A 23181-nucleotide genomic window follows, 5' to 3' on the forward strand; every position below is an offset into this window, starting at 1 on the left:
TAAGTGGCAATTTTGTATGAAATATATGTAGAAATTTTATTTGGTGTAATATGGCTAAAAATTTTAATCTCATAAATCTATAAAACGCAAATTGGCTTAACGAAATCATTATTATTTCATTAAGCCAATTTGCTGATTAACCAAGTCAGTTCCTAAAATGCATAATAATATAATACTTTATCTCCTTTAAAAACCGCTACTCCAACATACTCTTTAGTATAAGATGGTTTTCCTATCAATTTACCCTCAAATCGACCCGTAATAATCACCTTCTCTCCTAATTCTTTAAATTGCATATTCGTAAAATTGTATACCTCAAAACTGTTTCTGCGCTTCATAAACGACTTTGCTCCTTCTTTTCCTTTAAATACTGAGTTTGGTATTTCAGAGTCGTCAGAATGAAAACTAATAACCACGTCTTCATCACACATATTTACAAATGCATCAACATCTTTATTGATTGCTGCGGAGAATCCTTTTCTGACAATTTCCGCCTTTGAGTTTTTTGGGAATTTCGCTGCGATAGAGATCAGTACAAGAACCGACAGTACAATGAGTTTTTTCATGGCTTTTATATAAGTTTTGTTTGATTTTCTGAATCAAAATTACACTGACAACAAAAACCTTAAAACTTGCAATTGATTGATGGTTTCGAAGGACTTATAAATGGTTGATTTATCTTTAGAAACGGTAAACAAAAAAAGAGCAGCCTTAAGAGCTACTCTTGATAATACGATTATAATTTTATCAATTATAAATTGGCGACAGGCTTATAAATAAACTTTTCAACCTGATTTTTAACTGGTTTGATTGTTTTTAGATACTCATAGATAGAGCCTAAATCTTTTTCTGTCATTCCAGCATACATCATCCACGGCATAATTGTATTAAACTCACCTTTGCCTACTGGTTGAGCCTTGTATGAACTGTCTGCATAAGTTTTAAATCTGGTAATAAAAGATTCTTTAGTATAACCACCAATACCTGTTTCTTTATCTGGAGTAATATTAGCAGAAGTAACTGTTTTACCATCACCTATATTAAATGACCAACCACCGGCAAAATCCATTCCCGGTACTTTTTTACCTTTATCATCTGGTTTGGTGTGGCATTCAAAACAACCTGCACTATACACCAGATACTTTCCGTATTCCACTTCATTGTTTGAATCTGGCATTTTGCTATGATTGGCTTCAGTGGGAATGGTATTCAAAATAAAATTCATCGGAAAATCTGCTTTGGGTGCCTCTGTTACATTCTCAATAGGTTTTAAAGTGCGAAGAAATGCAATAATAGAATAAATATCTTCTTTATCCATTTTACCATAATACGCATAAGGCATTACCGGGAAAATCGGTGTCCCGTCTTTCTTAACACCTGAGGTAATGGCACGGTAGATTTCTCCATCAGTCCAATCCTTTAAATTAAACGGCGTAATATTCTTTGCAATAAATTTACCTGGAAAACCAAATTTCTGGTCGAATACCTCACCCCCTTTTCCATCTGATCCTTCAACTAAGGGTGCTGAAAAGAGGCTATAATCCCGGGCACTGTGACAATCCATACATACAGTTACATTGTAAGCCAGGTATTTGCCACGTTCAACTCTTTCGGGAGTTGCTTCCACATGCAGGTCTTCTGGGGCATCAATGTTTGGCAATGCAAATTTCACATAAGATAAAACGGCAGCGATGGCTACAACAACAAACAGCAAAATGTAGCCTACAATACGTAGAGTTTTTTTCATAAAGCTAAGGAGGTAAATAACTGGTAATAAATAAGTTAGAAAAGTTATGCCAATCTAGACAATCTTTTTCTCTACTCCAAATTTTTAAACCATCAATTTATCGAGTGGTATGTTTCCTTGACTTTTATGAAATTATAGGCTTAAAATCTTCAGAAACTCATTCTTTTTATTTTCTTCCTTAAAAACACCCCCATAAAAAGCCGTTATGGTTGAACTTGACTGGTCACCTACCCCTCTTGAAGAAACACATTGATGGTCTGCATCAATAATTACAGCCACATCTTCGGTCATCAATGCTGATTTAAGCGCAATTCCAATCTGCATGGTCATTCGTTCCTGAACTTGCGGACGGCGTGCATAATAATTCACAATACGATGAAGTTTAGATAAGCCTATTACTTTGCCACTTGAAATATATGCAATGTGTGCTTTGCCAATAATCGGCACAAAATGGTGTTCACAATTGGAATAAAACTGAATATTCTTTTCAACCAGCATTTCATTATAATTATACTCGTTGGTGAAAAGAGTCATGGTTGGTTTGTTCTCAGGGTTCAACCCTGAAAAGGTTTCCTTGACATACATTTTAGCTACCCTATGAGGTGTTCCTCTCAGGCTTTCATCCAGAAGGTCAAGGCCAAGAATATGCATAATTTCTCTGAAATGCGCTTCTATCAACTCTATTTTGGTTTCATCATCAAATTCGAAGGCATCTTCACGCATCGGTGTTTCAGGATTCGAAGAAAAATGATTTTCTCCAATTTCGTCAATAGACAAATGTTTGTAGTCAGTTTTTTTATTTGTATCGCTCATCAAATTCCACGCTGGGTTTCTGGTACAAAAATAAGTGAATACGCCATGAATAAAATAATATTTATACCTTAAACTTTTGAAATTGCGTAATAAGTCTATTTTTTTGCAGAAAATCTTTCTTAACCAGACTATGAATAGACGCAACTTTATATCTGCCAGCTTAGCTACTTCAACCGTACCATTTATTGTAAAAAAGAATCCTACCGAAGAAAAAAAAGTAAGATTAGGTTTTATTGGAGTGGGTCTGAGAGGTAGAACCCATCTTCAACAAGTAATGTATAGACCGGATGTTGAAGTTACAGCCATCTGCGATATTGACCAAAATTCTATTGCTGAAGCTAACAAAATTATCCAGAAATTCAATAAACCTACTCCTGTGGCTTATACCAAAGGTGAAAGAGATTTTGAGAATATGGTTAAAAGGGATGATATAGATGGTGTTGTGATTGCCACACCTTGGGAATGGCACGTGCCGATGGCTATTGCAGCAATGAAAGCAGGGAAGTATGCAGGAGTTGAAGTATCTGCCACAGTAACATTACAGGAATCATGGGATTTGGTTGATACTTTTGAGCAGACAGGTTCACATTGTATGATATTAGAAAACGTTTGTTATAGACGTGATATCATGGCTGTGTTGAACATGGTGAGAAAAGGAATGTTCGGTGAAATGCTTTATGGACATTGCGGCTATCAGCACGATTTACGTTTTGTAAAACTGAATGATGGTAAAAGTGCTTATGGAAAAGGGGTTGAATTTGGGGAGAAAGGATTTAGTGAAGCTCGCTGGAGAACACAGCATTCAGTTGATAGAAATGGAGATTTATACCCGACACACGGATTAGGACCAGTAGCCCATTGGATGGATATTAATTACGGAAACCAGTTTTTGTATCTAACTTCAATGGCTACCAAAGCACGTGGTATGCATAATTATATAGTTGATAATGGAGGTGAAAACCACCCAAATGCAAAGGTAAAATTCAAATTAGGTGATATTGTAACTACCACAATTCAATGTGCCAATGGCGAAAATATTGTAATTATCCACGATACAAGCAGTCCTCGCCCGTATTCATTGGGTTTCAGAGCTCAGGGAACCAAAGGAATCTGGATGAATGACGGAAACCAGATTTATATTGAAGGTACTTCTAAAAAGCATGATACTTGGGAGCCGTTTGCCGATTATGCAAAAGAATATGACCACCCATTATGGAAAAGATTCGAGCAGGATGCCGTAAATGCAGGGCATGGAGGAATGGACTTTTTCGTTATCAGAGCGTTTATTGAATCAATAAAAAGAAAAGTAGCTCCACCCATTGATGTCTATGATGCAGCAGCGTGGAGTGCTATCAGCCCACTTTCTGAATTATCAATTGCCAGAGGAAGTTCTTCTGTAGAAATACCTGACTTTACCAGAGGTAAATGGCGCACCAGAAAGAGAACTTTCGGATTGAATGATGATTATTAAAATTAATTATAACCTAAACAAATTTGTCTTACAAATCAGCAAACTGATTTCTTAACCCTATTGATATGGAACAAAATAATAAAAGCTACCTTGGGCCTCTTTTCCTGATTGGTATTCTGTTTTTTGTATTTGGATTTGTTACCTGGGTAAATGGAACACTCATTTCCTTTTTCAAACAGGCATTCGGATTAAGTAATACCAGTTCTTATCTGGTTACATTTGCCTTCTTTATTTCTTACACCATCATGGCTATTCCATCTTCTGTTGTACTCAAAAAAGTAGGATTCAAAAAGGGGATGTCTCTTGGACTAGGAATCATGGCAATTGGTACTCTAATTTTTGTTCCGGCCGCCAAATCTGAATCTTATCCTTTATTCCTGATTGGTCTGTTTACGATTGGTATAGGTTTGACATTGCTTCAAACAGCATCAAATCCTTATGCAACTATTCTTGGCCCGAGAGAAAGTGCGGCACAAAGAATTAGTTTTATGGGTATTGCTAATAAAACAGCAGGTATTATTAGCCAAAAAGTATTTGGTGGCATTTTATTGGCAGGAGGAGCCGCAGCAGCTGCTACATCTGATCATTTAGATAAAGTAGTGGTACCATATCTGATTCTGACAGGTGTGCTTGTTATTCTGGCCGTTTTGATTCAACTTTCAAAAGGACTACCAGAAGTAAGTGAAGAACAAGAAGGCACTGATTTAAAGTCTATTGGTGAGAAAAAAAGTGTATTTGAATTCCCGAATCTCGTTTTAGGTTTAATTACCTTATTCTGTTATGTAGGGGTTGAAGTGATTGCAGGTGATACTATCATTAGCTATGGGGTTTCATTAGGTTTTCCGCAAGAAGAAGCAAGTCAATTCGGTACATATACTCTTTGGTTGATGATGCTGGGATATGTTTTAGGTATCTTCCTTATTCCTAAATATGTTTCGCAACAAACCTGGCTTAAACTATCTACTATTTTAGGTCTGATTGTGACAGTTTTAGCATTATTTACCAGTGGATTTACTTCTGTGATTTGTATTGCTGTACTAGGCTTAGCTAACGCTATCATGTGGCCTGCTATCTGGCCTTTGGCAATTGATGGCCTTGGGAAATTCACAAAAATAGCTTCGGCGTGGCTTATTATGATGATTGCCGGTGGCGCAATTTTACCGCTAATTTATGGTGCAGTGGCTGATGCAGTTAAAAGCCCTCAGCAAGCTTATGCAGTGATGATTCCTCTTTATCTGTTTATTTTATATTATGCCACAAGTGGCCATAAGAAAAAAAGCTGGTAAGCAATTAATGATACAGTTTATTTGTTTGACTGTTACAGGATTACCTGTAACAGTTTTATTTTAATTCACATCACATGGAAAAGGCATATATCATTTCTGCTGTACGAACTCCCATCGGAAGTTTTGGTGGAGCATTGTCTACTATTGCAGCACCCCATTTAGGTGCCACGGCTATCAAAGCAGCCCTGAAGAAAGCAACTATTGAACCGGAAAATGTGGATGAATTGTTTTTTGGGAATGTTTGTCAGGCAAATATTGGACAAGCACCAGCTCGTCAGGCCGCGCTTTATGGTGGTCTTCCGGCTAAAACCAATACAACTACGGTCAATAAAGTATGTGCTTCGGGTATGAAGTCTATTATCTTTGGTAGCCAATCGATTGAATTAGGAGAAAATCAGGTAGTGGTTGCCGGAGGAATGGAAAATATGTCAATGATTCCGTTCTACCTAGAAAAAGCTCGCTACGGATATGGGTATGGGAATGGCGTCTTGATTGATGGTTTAGCAAAAGATGGGTTGACAGATGCCTATCAACCACAGGCTATGGGTTGTTTTGGTGATTCTACCGCAGCTAAATATAATATCAGTCGTCAGGACCAGGATGAATATGCTATACAATCTTATAAACGCTCTGCCGAAGCATGGGAGAAGGGATATTTTGAAAATGAGGTAACTGCGGTTGATGTTATTGATAAAAAAGGCAATATCAAGGTTGTGAGTCAGGATGAGGAATACAAAAATGTGATTTTTGAAAAAATCCCCAACCTGAAACCTGCCTTCACTAAAGATGGTACTGTCACTGCAGCTAATGCTTCTACCATTAATGATGGGGCAGCAGCTTTGGTTTTAGCATCTGCTGAGACAGTTCATTCACAAAACTTAAAACCCCTTGCCAGAATTATTGCTTATGCTGATGCCGAACAAGAACCGGAATGGTTTACGACCTCACCAGTATTTGCGGCACAGAAAGCATTAAAAAGAGCAGGACTGACTGTCGCAGATATAGATTTTTTTGAAGTGAATGAGGCATTTTCGGTAGTACCGATGGTCTTTTGCAAAGAATTAGGTTTATCCTATGATAATGTTAATATATTCGGTGGGGCAGTCTCAATTGGGCATCCACTAGGTTGTTCTGGTGCAAGAATTGTAACAACCCTTATCAACGTGCTTCACCAGAAAAATGGCAAATATGGTTTGGCTGCTATTTGTAATGGAGGTGGCGGCGCCAGCGCAATCATTATCGAAAAATTATAATTGAAAATATCCTTTTAAAGAGATGCCAGCAAAGCATCTCTTTTATTTTTAGGCTTCTTTATGGAAATTAACTCTAATAGCTCTACTCTTTTTAAAAACTTTTTTGGTGATAATCAACCCTTGATTCAGGCAAGTTCAACCGGAAGATTGGATGTAATGGGTGGGATTGCCGATTACTCTGGCTCAATGGTTTTGCAGATGCCGATTAAAGAAAAAGCAACTGTTACTATTGGACACAGAGGCTATAATCAATTACATATCAAAAGCTTGGATGTATCCGAAAACAACGAATTATTTATTGATTTAGAAGAATTACCAAAAGATTATAAAGAAGCGAATCAATATCTTAAGCAAATTGATGGTGGTGACTGGGCCACTTATATTGTTGGTTGTTTTTTAGTTTTGATGAATGAAAAACATCTGAATTTAAGTGGACTTGATATTCTTGTAAAATCAGACGTACCATTCGGTAAAGGAGTTTCATCTTCAGCAGCTATAGAAGTAGCAACTTTAAAAGCACTAGGAGAATTATTTTCAATTGACTTTATAGGAACTGAACTACCCATTTTAGCACAAAAAGCCGAAAACCTGGTTGTTGGTGCTCCTTGTGGGTTAATGGATCAGCTGGCTTCTTACTTTGGTCAGGATAAATATTTATTGCCCATACTATGCCAACCAGATAAAGTCTTTTCATCTATCAAAATACCAGACAATTTGTATTTTGTTGGCATTGATAGTGGTGTCAGACATGCGGTCAGTGGAGCCTCTTATGGTGAAGTTCGAACAGCCGCTTCTATGGGATTTTCAATTATCGCTCAAAAACAAGGTGTTACCAAACAAGATTTAACGAGTACCCAAAATCACCACCTACCCTACTCTGGTTATTTGAGTAATATTTCTCCCTCACAATACGAATCCAAACATGCTAAAAATCTTAACTCTATGTATGGGAAAGATTATTTGAATGATTTTGGCGTAGTAACAGATCCATTAGCCAATATTAAAGCCGATACCTATTATAATATCAAAGCGTGCACGCAACATCCTATCTATGAAAATCATCGGGTAAGGTTATTTACTGAAATGCTGAAAAACCTTGATAATAAAAATCATCATGAACTATTACCATTAATGGGCGAATTGATGTTTCAATCCCACCAAAGCTATAATCAATGTGGTTTAGGCAATGAATTTACTGATAAAATTGTAGATATGGCTCATGCTATAGGAGTCAATTCTGGGGTATATGGAGCCAAAATAACAGGTGGTGGCAGTGGTGGAACAGTTTGCTTAATGGTGCATGGAGAAAATGGTTTATCAACAGCCAAAGAAATTTTTAATCAATATAAAACACTGACAAACCAAGACTCTCTTGTGTTTTTTCAATAAGTTTACACTTCAATTAATTATCAACATTCCAATGAAATTCTTTTATTCTATTCTACTGGTTTTAGTAGTAGCATGTCAGCCTGTTCCTCAAAAATCTTATATTCATGTCCCGAGCCAGGGTTTAGTTAAGTTCTTAAAATATAAGCCAGGCTTTAAAGCAATGATTTCGTCTCATAGAGGTGGTGGAGATATTCCTGGTTATCCCGAAAATTGCATCCAGTCTTTTGAATTTCTGGCAAGTAAGATCCCGACAATTATTGAATGCGATATTGAAATCACAAAAGATAGTGTCTTAATGATGATGCACGATAACTCTCTTGACAGAACCACTACTGGCAAGGGCAAAATTATTGACCAGAAATGGGATGAATTTAAGGATGTGAAGCTAAAAGACAATGCAGGAACAGTGACAAACTTTAAAGTTCCAACGCTAGAGGAAGTGATAAAATGGGGAAAAAACAAAGTAATTTATACTTTAGACGTAAAACGTAATACGCCTTACGAAAAGGTAGTGGCAATGGTTCAAAAATTACACGCTGAAAATTATTGTGTAATTATCACCTATGATGTAAACCAGGCCAAAAAGGTTTATGAACTAGATCCGAATTTAATGATTTCGGTTACGATCAGAGATTTGAAAGAATATGAGAGACACCAACAAGCAGGTATCCCAGATAAAAACATGGTAGCTTTTATCGGTACAAGAGAACCAAACAAAGAATTCAATGAGTTCTTGCATAAAAAAGGAATTTGTACAATTTTAGGTACCTTAGGTAACCTTGACAAAATGGCAATTGCCAAAGGCGATCACATCTACAAAGGATTTGTAAATAATGGTGCTGACATCCTTTCAACCGATCGGATGATTGAAGCTTATGAAGCAATTAAATAAGCTTGCTTTATTCAATTTCTATCAGTAACTTAGTTTTTCTGACCGCCTTAAATCATTTAAAATACCTAAATTAAATTTCATCAATGCGAAATCTATTGATTAGTCTTTTAACCGTTTCGTGCGGTCTTGCCATGGGGCAATCAGCATTAAAACCAAAAATCAGCTCAAGCGCAGATGCCCTAGAAAAGAAAGTGGTGGCCTGGCGTCGCGATTTTCATGAAAACCCGGAATTAGGAAACCTTGAATTCCGAACTTCTAAAATAGTGGCTGACCATTTGCGTTCACTAGGTATCGAAGTTCAAGAGAAAGTTGGAGTAACCGGAGTAGTTGGCATCTTAAAAGGAGGCAAACCCGGCCCTGTAGTAGCATTACGCGCTGATATGGATGGCCTGCCAGTGACTGAGCGCGTTGATGTGCCTTTCAAATCAAAAGTAATGACAGAATACAACGGCCAGAAAACAGGGGTAATGCACGCTTGTGGTCATGATTCTCATGTGGCTATTTTGATGGGAGTTGCAGAAATCCTGTCATCTATGAAAAATGATTTGGCTGGAACGGTAAAATTCATTTTTCAACCAGCTGAAGAAGGAGTTTATGACGCTAAATTATTAAAAGATGGTAAATCCGGCGCTGAATTGATGGTAATGGAAGGAGTAATGGAAAACCCCAAAGTTGATGCTATTTTTGGTTTACATATCAGTTCTGTAACAGAAGTTGGAAAAATAGGATATCGTCCGGGTGCCACAATGGCCGCTGTTGATCAATTAGGAATCAAATTAAAAGGAAAACAAACGCATGGTGCTAATCCTTGGTCTGGTATAGATCCAATCGTAACAGCAGCGCAGATAGTGATGGGATTACAAACGATTGTGAGTAGAAATGTGAACATAACAGAAAATCCGGCAATTGTTACAGTTGGTGCTATTCATGGAGGCATTCGTCAGAATATTATTCCTGAGTCGCTTGAAATGATTGGTACTATCCGTACTTTCGGCACAGAACAACGCCAGTTGGTACACCGTCGTATCAATGAAGTAGCTGTTAATATTGCGGAAAGCGCAGGCGCGACTGCTGATGTAAAAATTGACACGGGTTACCCTGTAACTTATAATGACCCAGCATTGACAGATAAAATGATTGGTACATTAGAGGGTATTGCAGGAAAAGAAAATGTAAATGTTCAACCAGTACAAACTGGAGCAGAAGATTTCAGCTTCTTCCAACAAAAAGTTCCGGGATTATTCTTTTTTCTAGGTGGTAAACCAAAAGGTCAAACCAGTCCGGCACCTCACCATACTCCTGATTTCTATATAGATGAGTCAGGCTTTACATTGGGTATGAAATCTTTAGCAGGTTTAACAGTCGACTACTTTGAAATGAATGCTGCAAAAGCAACTGATTTACAGGCTTCAAAAGGCAAAAAAGAGAAGAAAAGCAAATAAAACGTGTTTTTAGAAAACGCTGAAAGGTTCGGTCGTAAACTTTACGCCGAACCTTTTTGTTTTATTAACAGGCTAAATTATATTGCCCACACAATTATAAAAGATATGTCTGCTGAAATAATCGAAATATTCCCGACTAATCCTGATGAACGCAAGATTCGTCAGGTAGTTGATTGCCTCAAAGATGGGGGCATCATTATATATCCAACCGATACTGTCTATGCGATGGGTTGTGATATATTCAGTACAAAAGGTGTTGAAAGGCTTTGCAAAATTAAAGGCATCAAACCTCAACACAATAATTTTTCAATAGTCTGCCATGATTTAAGCAATATTTCCACTTATGCGAAAGTATCCAATAATGCTTTCCGTTTACTAAAAAGGGCTTTACCTGGGCCATTTACTTTCATCCTTCCTGCTACGCTGGAATTACCCAAAATCATGCAAACTACCCGTAAAACAATTGGTATTCGGGTGCCTGATCATAAAATCCCGCAAAGAATCATAGAAATGCTGGGGAATCCTATCATTACCACCTCAGTAAAGGATGATATTGATGATATTATTGAATATCCTAATGAAATAGAAGTGCTTTACGACCAGAATAAAGATAAAGCTGATATAATTATTGACGGTGGCTGGTGTGGAATTGAGCCTTCAACTGTTATTTTAGCGATTGATGATGACTTTGAGGTAATCAGAGCCGGTCTTGGGGATTTTGATGAAATTAACAGATAATTCATTTAATAAAATAGCCTCAATCGGTTTGAATGGCGTACATTAGTGGGTCTGAAGTTTCATTTACTCAGATTTTATTTTGTAATACTTTTGAAACCTCTTTACTATGAAAATCCGATTCAAAACGGCACTTATTCTATTTTCTCTTTTAATAAATATTCAGCTTGTCCAGGCACAAAATCCAAAAGAATTACGAACGCTCGTTATATTTTTTGATGGATTGCGACCAGACTATATCACTCCTGAAAATATGCCTAACCTTTATGCTTTCAGTAAGAAAGGAGCTTATGGCAAAAATCATCATAGCGTATTTCCTACTGTAACAAGGGTTAATTCTTCTTCTTATTCAACTGGTAGCTATCCAAAAACACATGGGTTAATGGGAAATACCGTTTATTTTCCCAAAGTTGATAAGAAGCAAGGTTTGAATACCGGTGATGCTGAAAATCTGAATAAAATCAATGAATCAGAGAATGGAAATCTGCTCACTGCTATTTCTTTAGGTGAAATCTTGACTAAAGCAGGTAAAAAGATGATTGTCTTTAGCTCAGGCTCTACTGGTTCAGCATTATTACAGAATCATACAATAGGTGGCGGTGCTGTTATTAATACAAGTATGATTTTGCCGGAATCATTAAAAGAAAAAGTGCTGAGAGAAATAGGTGCGGTTCCGGAAAGTGTCAAGCCTAAACCTAATTTACAGCAACACAAGTGGATTACCGATGCTATATTGAAATACGGCATTACATTAGATGGCCCTTTGGTAAGTTCTGTATGGTTTTCTGACCCGGATGGAGCAGCTCATACCTTTGGCATTGGTTCTGACTATGCCATGGAGTCAATTAAAATAGTCGATGAACAGTTTGGACGGATTCTAACAGATATTGAGGAGAAGGGACTGACAAATAATTTTAATATCATCATTTCAGCTGATCACGGATTTGCTACTTTTATCGGTAAGACTAATGTAGCCGACTTTTTAATTATTGAGGGTTTAAAACAAGGTAAAGACAGTGAAGACGTGATAGTTTCTGAAGGAGCTATTTACGTAAAAAACAACGATAAAGCCAAAATTCAACAAATAGTAAGCAAATTACAAAGTCAGGAATGGATTGGCGGAATTTATACGAAAGCCATAAAACCAGGTGATTCTAAAGGTTTCATATTCGGAACTCTTTCTTACGATGCCATTCATTGGAATCATGCTAACAGAACAGCCGATATCTTGGTAGATTATAACTGGAATGATAATAAAAATGACAAAGGCTATGCCGGTACAAGTTTTGCGAAAGGTGTTGCAGGGCATGGTAGTTTAAGTCCTTATGAAGTGCATATTGCGCTATTGGCCTCCGGACCAAGTTTCAGAAAATCATATGAGAGTAATTTACCAACCTCTAATGTGGACCTTGTTCCAACAATCCTGCATTTACATCAGTTGCCAATCCCATCTTCAATGAATGGTAGAGTTTTTTATGAATTATTGAATGAGAAAAATACCCCAAAACTACCAGCATTAAAAGTTGAGAAAATCAGTACAAAAGCAAACTATGATGGCGGAATATATGAATTGACATTACAACAAAGTGTATTAGGAAAATACAGATACCTTGATTTTTCAAAAGTAGTAAGATCAAGCAAATAGGAATTAAGAAAAATCTTTTATTTTTACGCTGCTCAGTTTTGAGCAGCGTAAAATTCAACCTATTAAAACTAAAGATTTAATTCCCCTACCTACTTAACCTTTCAGCTATGATCAAGAAAATTCTCTTTAGTCTATCAATTCCTTTCATTTTCATTCAAACACAAGCACAAAACTCTTTCTATATTGCCAATAAGGCTCCACTCGCACCGCTTAAATATATTGAACTGCCAGTTGGGGCAATTAAGCCTAAAGGCTGGCTACACACACAGCTGACAATCATGAAAAATGGGACGACTGGTCATTTGGATGAGTATTACCCGAAAATCATGAATGACAATGGTTGGCTAGGTGGTAAAGGCGATGCTTGGGAAGAAACCCCTTATTGGCTTGATGGCGCTCTGCCTTTGGCTTATTTACTAGACGATCAGGAATTAAAAAATAAGGTTCAGAAGTATGTAAACTGGGTGATTGACCACCAACGTCCGAATGGTTATATAGGCGGTCTCACCAAAGATGAAAGAGAAGGCAAGACATTATCGGCATGTCAACAAGGAGAAGACTGGTGGCCTAAAATGGTAATGATAAAGGTTTTACAACAATATTATACCGCAACTAATGATAAGAGAGTCATTAAATGCTTAACAAATTATTTTAAGTATCAGCATCAGAATCTTAAAACTTGCCCATTAGTAAAATGGACTGATTGGGCACAAGCCAGAGGTGGTGATAACCTGATGTCGGTTTACTGGTTATATAATATTACAGGTGATAAATTTTTATTGGAATTAGGTGATACCCTTTACCAACAAACTACGCCCTGGACAGACCTTTTAGGCAAACGAAACTGGGTAATGCAGGCAGCAGCTAACCAGACAGATGAAAAATGGATGAACCGCCATGCAGTAAACGTTGGCATGGGAATTAAACTTCCTGCAATTTATTACCAATCCAAAAAAAATCCTGAGCTACTAAAAAGCCTGAAAACAGGCTGGTCTGATTTAATGACGCTTCATGGATTACCTCATGGTATGTTTTCAGGTGATGAAGATTTACACGGAAATGACCCGACACAAGGTATTGAACTTTGTTCTATTGTTGAAACGATGTTTTCATTGGAACAAATGATTGGTATTACAGGAGATCAAACCTATATAGATGCGCTTGAGCGCATGACTTATAATGCCTTACCTACCCAAACAACTGATGACTATAATTCAAGACAGTATTTTCAAATAGCCAATCAGGTACAGGTAAGTCGGGGAGTATTTGATTTTTCATTGCCTTTCTGGCGTGGCATGTGTAATGTTTTTGGCCCTTATGCAGGCTATACCTGTTGCACCGCCAATATGCACCAGGGCTGGACAAAATTTACTTCTCACCTTTGGTATGCGACTCCAGACAAAGGCCTGGCTGCTTTATTATTTGCACCTAATACAATCAAGGCAAAAGTAGGCAATGGTACAGAGGTAAGTATAGATGAAGAAACCAATTATCCTTTTGAAGACAAGATAAATTTCACAATTAGCACTCCTAAATCGGTTGATTTTCCTCTAGAAATTCGCATTCCTGTTTGGTGTAAAGAGGCGACTTTATTACTGAATGGTCAGAAATTAAAAACGGAGCAAGGTGGTAAAATTGCCCGAATTAAAAGGGTATGGGCAAATGGCGATAAACTGACATTACAATTACCTATGGAAGTAACAACTTCAAACTGGGCAAAAAATTCGCGCGCTATCGAAAGAGGTCCACTGGTGTATGCCTTGAAAATTGAAGAAGAGTGGACCAAGAAAGAAATTAAAGAAGAAGGGATTTATTATGATATTCAACCAAAAAGTGACTGGAATTATGGTTTGCCACTCTCAGTGATCAAAAAAACCGTTGAAAACTCTAGTGTGAACATCAAGCCTAAATCTGATGCCTTTGTTTGGAATAGTACCAATGCACCGATAGAGATTAAAACAGTAGGCAAGAAAATTCCAAGCTGGAAAATTGTTGAAGGTGTAGCTCGCCAACCGATAACTGCCCGCGATGGAGTTTATTTGGGTGAAGTGGCCGAAAAAGAAGAATCAATCACTTTGATTCCTTACGGTTGTAGTAAGTTACGAGTTGTTGCTTTTCCGGTTGTTAAATAGAATAACAAAATTTTCGTTTTATTTAACAACCAGATAATTAGTTTCCAACTATAGAACCTGTTTAAAGTTATTTCTTTGAAAAAACCGAAAAGACTATCCAACATACCTGAAGAGACCGGGAAGCCAATCGGCAACTCCTTCCGCTTATTGAAATAGAAATTTTCTGTATTTCTGAGATCTAATTCTATATTGACATTTTGTTTGGAGAAGATTAATTACGAAATTGTGTTTTGGTAAACAATTTCTGAAAAACCTATTACGCTAATCTATCTCCAATATGAAAAGAATTAACTCCATTGATTTCACCCGTGGATTGGTCATGGTAATTATGGCTATTGATCATTGCCGTGATTTACTACATATCGGTATCAATCCCACTGATTTAACTGTAACTACTCCATTTTTATTTTTTACCAGATGGATTACGCACCTTTGTGCGCCAACCTTTGTATTTCTCTCAGGCACATCAGCCTATTTATCTTATAAGAACCAAAACGCGTCTTTAAAAGAGTCCCAAAGATTTATGTTAAGCCGTGGGATATGGTTAATTATCCTAGAGTTTACAATTATCGGTTTTGCGCTCTGGTTTGACTTTAAATTCAGAATGTTTTTCTTTCAGGTGATTGGTGCCATAGGCTTGGGTTTTATAATTCTTTCATTCCTGATGAAGCTGACACCCAAAACTATTCTGAGTATAGGCTTGGTTATTATTTTTGGTCATAATCTCTTGGGGCTTTTACCCTTTAATGAAACCCCTTATTCTTATTTTGTGCCATTATTTAGTTTCTCACTTTTCCAGGTTACCCCAAATACTACATTTGCTATTGGTTACCCTCCTATTCCCTGGCTAGGAATTATGTTAGCCGGATATGGAATGGGCGGAGTAGTTTTTAACAAAACTCAATCGGACAGAAAAGCTACTTTATTAAAATTAGGCTTAGGTTCATTGGCACTTTTTGCAATCATCCGTTTTATTAATATTTATGGAGATCCGGTGCCTTGGTCACCCCAAAAAGACGCTGTTTTTACTTTCATGTCATTTATGAATTTAACTAAATATCCTCCATCGCTTCTATACACCCTAGCTACTTTAGGCATAAGCTTTATTATTCTTTCAGTTAGCGATGGAGCCAAAAATAAATTTATAGATATTATGACAGTCTACGGGAAAGTGCCCCTTTTCTATTATCTCATCCATTGGTATCTGATTCATTCCATCATGTTTGTGATGCTATATATGCAGGGATTTCAGTATAAAGATTTTGTATTTGGTCCATTCCAGTTTGGTCGTCCACAAAAACCATCTGGATTAGAACTGGGAGGAGTTTATCTGGTTTGGCTGGCAGTTGTGATTAGTCTTTATCCATTGTGCAAGTGGTATAGCAATTATAAAGCTGCTCATAAAGATATTAAGTGGTTGAGATATTTGTAATTTCTAAGATGATATCATTTGTAAGAGGCTTTAAATAACAAGCCTCTTACTTTAATACCTTCACTCCCAGGTTTTCATATTTCTTTACTAATTCATCATTTGCGCCACTATCAGTTATCAGATAATCTGCCATATTAATTGGCGCAAAGGGCAGATATTTATCTTTTTCGAATTTACTTGAATCGCATAAGAGAAAAGTTTCTTTGGCGTATTTGGCAAGCATTGTTGAGATTTCTGCTTCCTTTTCACTTGAAGCACTCAGGCCATTAGCCAAGGAAATACCATCAACTCCCAAAAAAGCTTTATCCGCTCTATATCTGGCAAAATGTTCAACAGCGATAGATCCATGACTTGCCTGCCGATCCATATCAATTTCACCACCAGCGAAATTCAAACTGACGGAAGAATTTAGCAAAGCGTTTACAATAGGAATGGAATTAGTTACCACCTTTATTTTCATATTTCTGATAAAGGGGCAAATCCTGTAAACAGTACTTCCACAATCTAAAAAAACTACATCTCCTTCTTTGATATAAGAAGAGGCAATCTGGCAGATATAATCTTTTTGCTCACCTCTCACAGCCGATTTATTAACAAAATCGATTGGGTCGTAACTTAAACTGAGTTTCATGGCTCCCCCATGAGTCCTGAAAATCAGGCCCTTTTCTGCCAGAATTGCTAGGTCTCTACGTACAGTTATTTCAGAAGTGTTTAATAAAAGGGCTAGTTCTTTTACATCAACACTCCCATTTGTTTCTACTTTTTCAATAATTAATTGCTTACGTTCTTGAAAGTTCATATCATTTTTATAAATTTACTCAAAAATAATCAAAATAATTCAAAAATAATCAAAATGAATAATCGAGTTCGAAATTTAAGCACCGAAATCTTATCCGACAATTGGTATACACTCCGCAAAGTTACATTTGAATGGCAAAAGAAGAATGGAGATTGGCAGAAACAAAGCAGAGAGGCCTATGATCGTGGGAATGGTGCAACCATTTTGCTATATAATAATACTTCTAAAACTGTCATACTAACCAATCAATTTAGAATACCGACTTATGTAAATGGTAATGAAAACGGTATGTTGATTGAAGCTTGTGCCGGATTATTAGACAAAGATGATGCTGAGAATTGTATTAAAAGAGAAACAGAGGAAGAAACTGGCTATAAAATCAGTCAGGTGAAAAAAGTTTTCGAATCCTATATGTCACCAGGATCTGTTACAGAAATTTTATATTTTTTTGTGGCAGAATATACCAATGAACAAAAAATAAATGATGGTGGTGGCGTAATTGATGAAGAGGATATTGAAGTATTAGAACTTGATTTCAATAAAGCCATCCAAATGATGGAAAGAGGTGAGATAAAGGATGGAAAAACGATTATGCTTTTGCAATATGCCCAGATTCATCAATTAATCAGCTATAATTGAATTCTAGTAGAACTAGAAAATCTTGATGACGAACTACGAATTAAGGTTTTCTAGTTCTAACTCGTTCATACACTTAAAATGACCTTTAGGGCACTTACTATAGCCTATTTTGGAGCAAGGTCTGCACGGGAGATTTTTATTTTCAATAATGCTGAATTCGGTCTGATAAGGATACATTCCAAATTCTGGTACCGTATTACCCCAGATTGAGATAATTCTCTTTTTCAAAGCTGAGGCAATGTGCATCAATCCTGTATCGTGACTGATAAGGTACTCAGCTTGATTTAAAATAGAAGCAGATTGATTGAGATTATATTTCCCGCAAGCATTATAAATTTTATTGCCAAGTGCATTCACCACAAGTTCTCCGGCTGCTTCATCTTCTTTACCTCCCAATAAAATGATTTTTTTATTGATTTTATTGCAAAGTTCTATGATTCGTTCTACTGGAAGTTTTTTTGTAAAATGCTGACCACCAATTGCATAGGCAACAAATGGTTCATCACCTTCAAGAATATTGGATAGATTTACTTGTTGATTCGAAGGGATAAAATAATCCAATCCTTTATTATCATTTTTTACTCCTAATGATTCGACAGTTTTTAAATTTCTGTCAACAATATGCATCTCTGGCATTCGGTTAATTTTGAGATTGACCAGGAGCCATTTCTCAAAATTCAATTTATTATAACTAAATGATTTTTTACCGAGCCGGAACTTGATGATAGACGTTCGCAGATTATTATGCAAATCAATCACATAATCATATTTTTCTGCCTTGAGTGTTTGGATATACGCATCAAGTTTACCTTCTAACAGGAAAAACTTATCAATGTAAGGGTTGTTTTCAACCAGAACTTTAAATTGTTTCTTAGTAGCAAAATGTACTTCTGCCTCAGGATATTGCTGTTTTAGGCATCTAATAACCGGAGTTGTGAGTACAATATCTCCAATAGACGAAAAACGCAAGATTAAAAACTTTGTTTTCATTCTTTATAATTTGCATCTATATACTGACCATTAATTTTCTGATATTTCCAACGCTTATGAGACCACATCCAAGGCGTTGGATCCCCTATAATATCTCTTTCCAGTTTTCTGGCGTGTTGCTCAAGTATTTTTCCTTTGGGTAATTCTTTCGGTGTTGTACTTATAATATCAAATACTGCTCTATACTTGCCACGTGCTATTCTTTTGATACATACATAAACCACAGGGACATTAAAGCGATGCGCAAAGATTTCAGTTCCTGTAAAAAAAGAAGTTTCCTGATTCAGGAATGTAGTCCAAAAAGCTCTATCTGGTGGGGCTGACTGATCGTTGGCCAGAATTAATAAAAAAGGCTTATCACCTTTCGTATTTATTTTTTTATAAGCCTCCTCCATCGCTATCATTTCAACTCCGTATTTAGAACGAAAATTCAAAAATAGTTGGTCGAAATAAGGATTATGTTGAGTCCGATAAATGGTTTTTATCTGAAAGGGTAACATAAATGGTAAAACCTGATTTACCCATTCATGATTCCCATAATGTCCGGTAGAAACAATGACACTTTGTCCATTTTTATATAAGTCTTCAACTACTTCAGGGTTCTCAATACTTACTCGTTTTAATAATGCCTCTTTAGAAATGGTCAGACATTTGAGCATTTCCAGAAAAAAATCAATGATATACTGAAAAAAGGCTTTTTCAATTTTTATTAACTCTGCCTCACTTTTTTCGGGAAAACTATTTCTCAGGTTAGTTCGAACTACTGATTTCCTATAACCAACTACATAATAAATAATTACATAGACAAAATCTGAAAGCAGATAAAGAATCGGGAAAGGTAAAATGGAAATAAAATATAAAAAGGGTAACGCTATATAATAACCAACTGCTCGCATTAGTTCTGATTGTAATTAGACAAAAAATTCCTATACTCCTCTATCGTATCCAGGTCAACATTTCCTTCCGGAAAATCAATTGTAGCTGTTTGTTCTTTATTGGCTAATATTACTTTTTTTGCTCCACTATCGCCGCTTAATTCCAATAAATCATTAAACAATTTTCTTTTAAACAATACTGGTATACCTACTTGTCCATTATATTTACAAGCCACAATATCTGGAGATTCTCCGTTATCATTGAGTACCTCTGCTCTCTTTACTATTTTATCAATTAATTCGGCCGATACCAATGGCATATCAGCCGTAATAAATATAACAGCTTCAAGTTCTTTATAAGTCATGTAAGCACCCACCAAACCCATTCTGATAGAACTTGACATACCATTTTCCCACTGTGGATTATTAATAACTGTAATAGGCATACGCTCTAATTCTTTACGAATCATCGGACGATTAGCACCTAAAACTACAACAATCGGATAAGTTTTAGTATCCATAGCCATTTCGGCCATGCGTTTAATTAAAGATTTGCCATCAATATGCAGCAATTGTTTGGGAACACCCATTCGTGAAGACCCACCTGCTGCCAGAATTACAAGACCAACATTCATTTAAAAAGGATACTTCCATCTGAATCGGAGTTCAGATGGAAGTATATAAATTATTAAAAATATACTTATTTAAATTCTTGAAACCGAAACTCTTGAAGCATTAATGTGCTTCTAACCAGTTATTGCCCACACCCATTCCTGTTTCCATCTTAACTGGTAACGGAATAGCCGTACACATTAGTTCATCTACTCTTTGCTTCAGATAATCAACTTCACTATGATGCGCATCAAAAACTAACTCATCATGCACCTGCAAAATCATTTTTGACTGCAATTTTTCCTTTTTCAGGAATTCATGAATGTTAATCATAGCCACCTTAATCATATCTGCCGCAGAACCTTGTATCGGGGCATTAATGGCGTTTCGTTCAGCAAAACCTCTGTCAACCAGATTTTGAGAGTTAATATCTCTTAAATATCTTCTACGCCCTAAAATGGTTTCAACATATTTCGTTTCTCTGGCTTTATTGATGGCAGAATCCATAAAAATTTTAATTCTTGGGAATTCCATCCAATAGGCATCAATGATTTCTTTGGCTTCTCCGCGAGGAATGCTTAATCTTTGGGCTAATCCAAAAGCAGAAATACCATAAATAATACCAAAGTTGACCATTTTAGCTTTTCTACGCATATCACCGGTTACTTCACCAATAGGAACTTTAAAAACTTTTGAAGCCGTAGTTGAGTGAATGTCAATTCCTTGATTAAAGGCATTCAGCATACTTTCGTCTTCACTAAAAGCAGCCATAATACGTAATTCAATCTGAGAGTAATCAGCAGAAAGAATGACATGGTTTTCATCACGTGGAATAAAAGCTTTTCGAATTTCACGACCACGAACAGTTCTGATTGGAATATTCTGTAAGTTCGGATTGGTTGAACTTAATCGACCAGTGGCTGCTACCGCCTGATTGTATGAAGTATGAATTCTTCCGGTCTTTTTCGAAATCAATGCAGGCAAAGCATCTACATAAGTACTTTTCAGCTTTATTAACTCTCTGAAATCAAGGATTTTTCTTACAATCTCATGTTCACCTTCTAGTTTTGACAGAACATCTTCACCGGTGGCATATTGCCCTGTTTTAGTTTTTTTGGCACCTTTATCTATTTTAAGTCTCTCAAATAGAATCTCACCTAATTGTTTAGGAGAAGAAACATTAAATTCTCCACCCGCAAGACTATAAATGCTTCTCTGAATCTCCTGAATATCAGTATCTAAAACTCTGGACATTTCATGCAGGGTATCAACACTCACTTTCACACCAGACATTTCCATATCGGCCAATACCTCAACTAATGGCATTTCAACATCCATTAATAGTTTTTCCTGTTGTCCACTGGCACTCAATCTTGGCTGCAATACAGTTTTTAATTGTAGCGTAATATCAGCATCTTCAGCTGCATATTCTTTTACTTTTTCAACATCTGCCTGACGCATGGTCAGTTGACCTTTGCCTTTTTTGCCGATTAGGGTTTCGATTGAAACAGGCTCATAATTGAGATAAACATTTGCCAGATAATCCATCCCATGTCTTTGCTCTGGCTCAATGATATAATGCGCCAACATGGTATCATACATTTTTCCTTTTACTGCTACCCCATAATTTTGCAGAATCATCATATCATACTTGATGTTCTGTCCGATTTTCATGATAGATTCATTTTCAAAAATTTCTTTGAACTCCTGAACAATCTCAAATGCCTCCTGTTGATTTTCAGGAAATGGGATATAATAGGCTTCACCTTTGCGATAAGCGAATGACATACCAACAATTTCAGCATCAACGGCATCTACTGAAGTAGTTTCGGTATCAAAACAGAATTCATCCTGTTTTGATAAATAATATATCAGGCTTTTTCTAAGCTCTGGTGTATTCATGAGGTGATATTCATGAACTAAAGACTCAATCGTTTCTTTTGAAGATGAATGATGGCCGAATGAAGTTTCTTCGCCCAAATCATCTGGCAAAACAGTATTAGTTGAAGTATCGGCCTCAAACATAGATATTTGTTGGCCTGATTTCGCACCAATAGCCGATTTTTTATCTCCACCTGATACTGCTGTTCTGCTTACAGGAGCAGAAGTCGGAGTACTTGATAGTTCATCAGGTAATAATCTTTTTCTTAAGGTCCTGAATTCCAATTCATCCAACAATGATGATAATATATCTACATGCGGAGGCATTATTTTCAGTTTATCCCCATCAAAGTCAATCGGAACGTTTAGTTCTATTTTTGCTAATTCTTTTGATAATAAAGCAATTTCTTTACTATTTCTAACCGATTCCCCTAATTTCCCAGTTAATTTATCACTATTCGCAATTAGATTCTCAACTGTATCATACTCTGCAATTAGTTTGGCAGCGGTCTTCTCTCCCACTCCTTGAATTCCTGGAATATTGTCAACAGCATCACCCATCAAGCCTAGTATATCAACTACCTGATCTACCCGCTTAATGCCCCATCTGCTACATACCTCATTGACGCCCATTATTTCAACGTCCTTGCCACCGATTGCAGGTTTATAGAGATAAATATGTTCCTCAACCAATTGTCCATAATCCTTGTCTGGTGTCATCATAAACACCTCAAAACCTTCCTGCGCAGCTTTTTTAGCCAATGTACCAATCACATCATCGGCCTCAAATCCTTTTAAACTAAGGCACGGTATATCCATTGCCTCCACTAATTTCTTTACGTACGGAATAGCTATCGTAATATCCTCTGGTTGTTCCTGACGGTTAGCTTTATACTCAGGAAATCTCTCATTTCTGAAAGTTCCACCCGGTAAATCAAATGCAACTCCTAAATGTGTAGGTTTTTCTTTCTGAATAACTTCCAATAAAGCATTGGCGAATCCGAAAACACAGCTTGTATTAAGACCCTTAGAGGTGATTCGAGGAGCTTTAAGAAATGCAAAATGCGCTCGGTATATTAGCGCCATGGCATCAAGAAGAAATAGTTTTTTGTCGGGCATTGTGTAATTTATCGGTATAAATGTTGCAA

Annotated in this window: 19 protein-coding genes; 11 read left to right on the plus strand and 8 right to left on the minus strand. The window is 36.7% G+C overall.

The annotated features are described in order from the left end of the window. Positions 1-152: 152 nt before the first annotated feature. From ACYVFA_RS05975 to folE, 3 genes are all read right to left on the minus strand, one after another. Positions 153-566, minus strand: a complete 414-nt coding sequence (locus ACYVFA_RS05975; RefSeq protein ID WP_460470895.1) for a nuclear transport factor 2 family protein — start codon at positions 564-566, stop codon at positions 153-155. A 185-nt stretch (positions 567-751) separates the two neighbouring features. Further along, positions 752-1747 (minus strand): c-type cytochrome, encoded by a 996-nt coding sequence (locus tag ACYVFA_RS05980; RefSeq protein WP_460470896.1) that lies wholly within the window; start codon positions 1745-1747, stop codon positions 752-754. 132 nt (positions 1748-1879) lie between these two features. After that, entirely contained in the window at positions 1880-2560 is a 681-nt protein-coding gene (folE, locus tag ACYVFA_RS05985; protein ID WP_460470897.1) for a GTP cyclohydrolase I, read from the minus strand. 130 nt (positions 2561-2690) lie between these two features. Here folE and ACYVFA_RS05990 point away from each other — a divergent pair, with 130 nt between their 5' ends. The 10 genes from ACYVFA_RS05990 to ACYVFA_RS06035 all read left to right on the plus strand — a co-directional run bounded on the left by ACYVFA_RS05990 (position 2691) and on the right by ACYVFA_RS06035 (position 16237). Then, a complete protein-coding gene (locus ACYVFA_RS05990) occupies positions 2691-4031 on the plus strand; it encodes a Gfo/Idh/MocA family protein (RefSeq protein WP_460470898.1) in 1341 nt (446 codons plus the stop codon). Positions 4032-4096: 65 nt separating this feature from the next. Then, on the plus strand, positions 4097-5317 hold the full coding sequence (locus ACYVFA_RS05995; protein ID WP_460470899.1) for a sugar MFS transporter: 1221 nt from the start codon (positions 4097-4099) through the stop codon (positions 5315-5317). Positions 5318-5391: 74 nt separating this feature from the next. After that, positions 5392-6570, plus strand: coding sequence for a thiolase family protein (locus ACYVFA_RS06000; protein ID WP_460470900.1), 1179 nt, complete (start codon positions 5392-5394; stop codon positions 6568-6570). A gap of 60 nt (positions 6571-6630) precedes the next feature. Continuing rightward, positions 6631-7959, plus strand: coding sequence for a galactokinase (locus ACYVFA_RS06005; protein WP_460470901.1), 1329 nt, complete (start codon positions 6631-6633; stop codon positions 7957-7959). Positions 7960-7990: 31 nt separating this feature from the next. After that, positions 7991-8851 carry a glycerophosphodiester phosphodiesterase family protein gene (locus ACYVFA_RS06010; protein WP_460470902.1) on the plus strand — a complete coding sequence of 287 codons (861 nt, stop codon included), beginning with the start codon at positions 7991-7993 and terminating at the stop codon, positions 8849-8851. A gap of 83 nt (positions 8852-8934) precedes the next feature. After that, complete coding sequence (locus ACYVFA_RS06015) at positions 8935-10293, plus strand: zinc-binding metallopeptidase family protein (protein WP_460470903.1); 1359 nt, start codon at positions 8935-8937, stop codon at positions 10291-10293. A gap of 105 nt (positions 10294-10398) precedes the next feature. Further along, a complete protein-coding gene (locus ACYVFA_RS06020; protein ID WP_460470904.1) occupies positions 10399-11031 on the plus strand; it encodes an L-threonylcarbamoyladenylate synthase in 633 nt (210 codons plus the stop codon). 106 nt (positions 11032-11137) lie between these two features. Next, entirely contained in the window at positions 11138-12673 is a 1536-nt protein-coding gene (locus ACYVFA_RS06025; protein ID WP_460470905.1) for an alkaline phosphatase family protein, read from the plus strand. A gap of 107 nt (positions 12674-12780) precedes the next feature. After that, the gene (locus ACYVFA_RS06030) at positions 12781-14805 is read left to right on the plus strand and encodes a glycoside hydrolase family protein (RefSeq protein ID WP_460470906.1); all 2025 of its coding nucleotides are present in this window, start codon (positions 12781-12783) and stop codon (positions 14803-14805) included. A gap of 277 nt (positions 14806-15082) precedes the next feature. Then, the gene (locus ACYVFA_RS06035) at positions 15083-16237 is read left to right on the plus strand and encodes a DUF1624 domain-containing protein (RefSeq protein ID WP_460470907.1); all 1155 of its coding nucleotides are present in this window, start codon (positions 15083-15085) and stop codon (positions 16235-16237) included. A 46-nt stretch (positions 16238-16283) separates the two neighbouring features. Here ACYVFA_RS06035 and ACYVFA_RS06040 read toward each other — a convergent pair whose 3' ends face one another. Further along, positions 16284-17036 carry a DeoR/GlpR family DNA-binding transcription regulator gene (locus ACYVFA_RS06040; protein WP_460470908.1) on the minus strand — a complete coding sequence of 251 codons (753 nt, stop codon included), beginning with the start codon at positions 17034-17036 and terminating at the stop codon, positions 16284-16286. Positions 17037-17090: 54 nt separating this feature from the next. Between ACYVFA_RS06040 and nudK the strand changes: the two genes are divergently transcribed. After that, positions 17091-17675: an NUDIX hydrolase gene (gene nudK, locus ACYVFA_RS06045; RefSeq protein WP_460470909.1), complete on the plus strand. Its 585-nt coding sequence runs from the start codon at positions 17091-17093 to the stop codon at positions 17673-17675. Positions 17676-17708: 33 nt separating this feature from the next. On the opposite strand, the gene ACYVFA_RS06050 is transcribed toward nudK, so the two are convergent. The 4 genes from ACYVFA_RS06050 to polA all read right to left on the minus strand — a co-directional run bounded on the left by ACYVFA_RS06050 (position 17709) and on the right by polA (position 23152). After that, positions 17709-18665: a glycosyltransferase family 9 protein gene (locus ACYVFA_RS06050; RefSeq protein WP_460470910.1), complete on the minus strand. Its 957-nt coding sequence runs from the start codon at positions 18663-18665 to the stop codon at positions 17709-17711. Further along, the gene (locus ACYVFA_RS06055) at positions 18662-19561 is read right to left on the minus strand and encodes a lysophospholipid acyltransferase family protein (RefSeq protein ID WP_460470911.1); all 900 of its coding nucleotides are present in this window, start codon (positions 19559-19561) and stop codon (positions 18662-18664) included. Before ACYVFA_RS06055 ends, ACYVFA_RS06050 begins: the two co-directional genes overlap by 4 nt. Continuing rightward, the gene (locus tag ACYVFA_RS06060; RefSeq protein WP_460470912.1) at positions 19561-20175 is read right to left on the minus strand and encodes a nucleotidyltransferase family protein; all 615 of its coding nucleotides are present in this window, start codon (positions 20173-20175) and stop codon (positions 19561-19563) included. Before ACYVFA_RS06060 ends, ACYVFA_RS06055 begins: the two co-directional genes overlap by 1 nt. A gap of 100 nt (positions 20176-20275) precedes the next feature. Beyond that, on the minus strand, positions 20276-23152 hold the full coding sequence (gene polA, locus ACYVFA_RS06065; protein ID WP_460470913.1) for a DNA polymerase I: 2877 nt from the start codon (positions 23150-23152) through the stop codon (positions 20276-20278). Between the last annotated feature and the right edge of the window lie 29 nt (positions 23153-23181).

Source organism: Emticicia fontis, assembly GCF_054779675.1.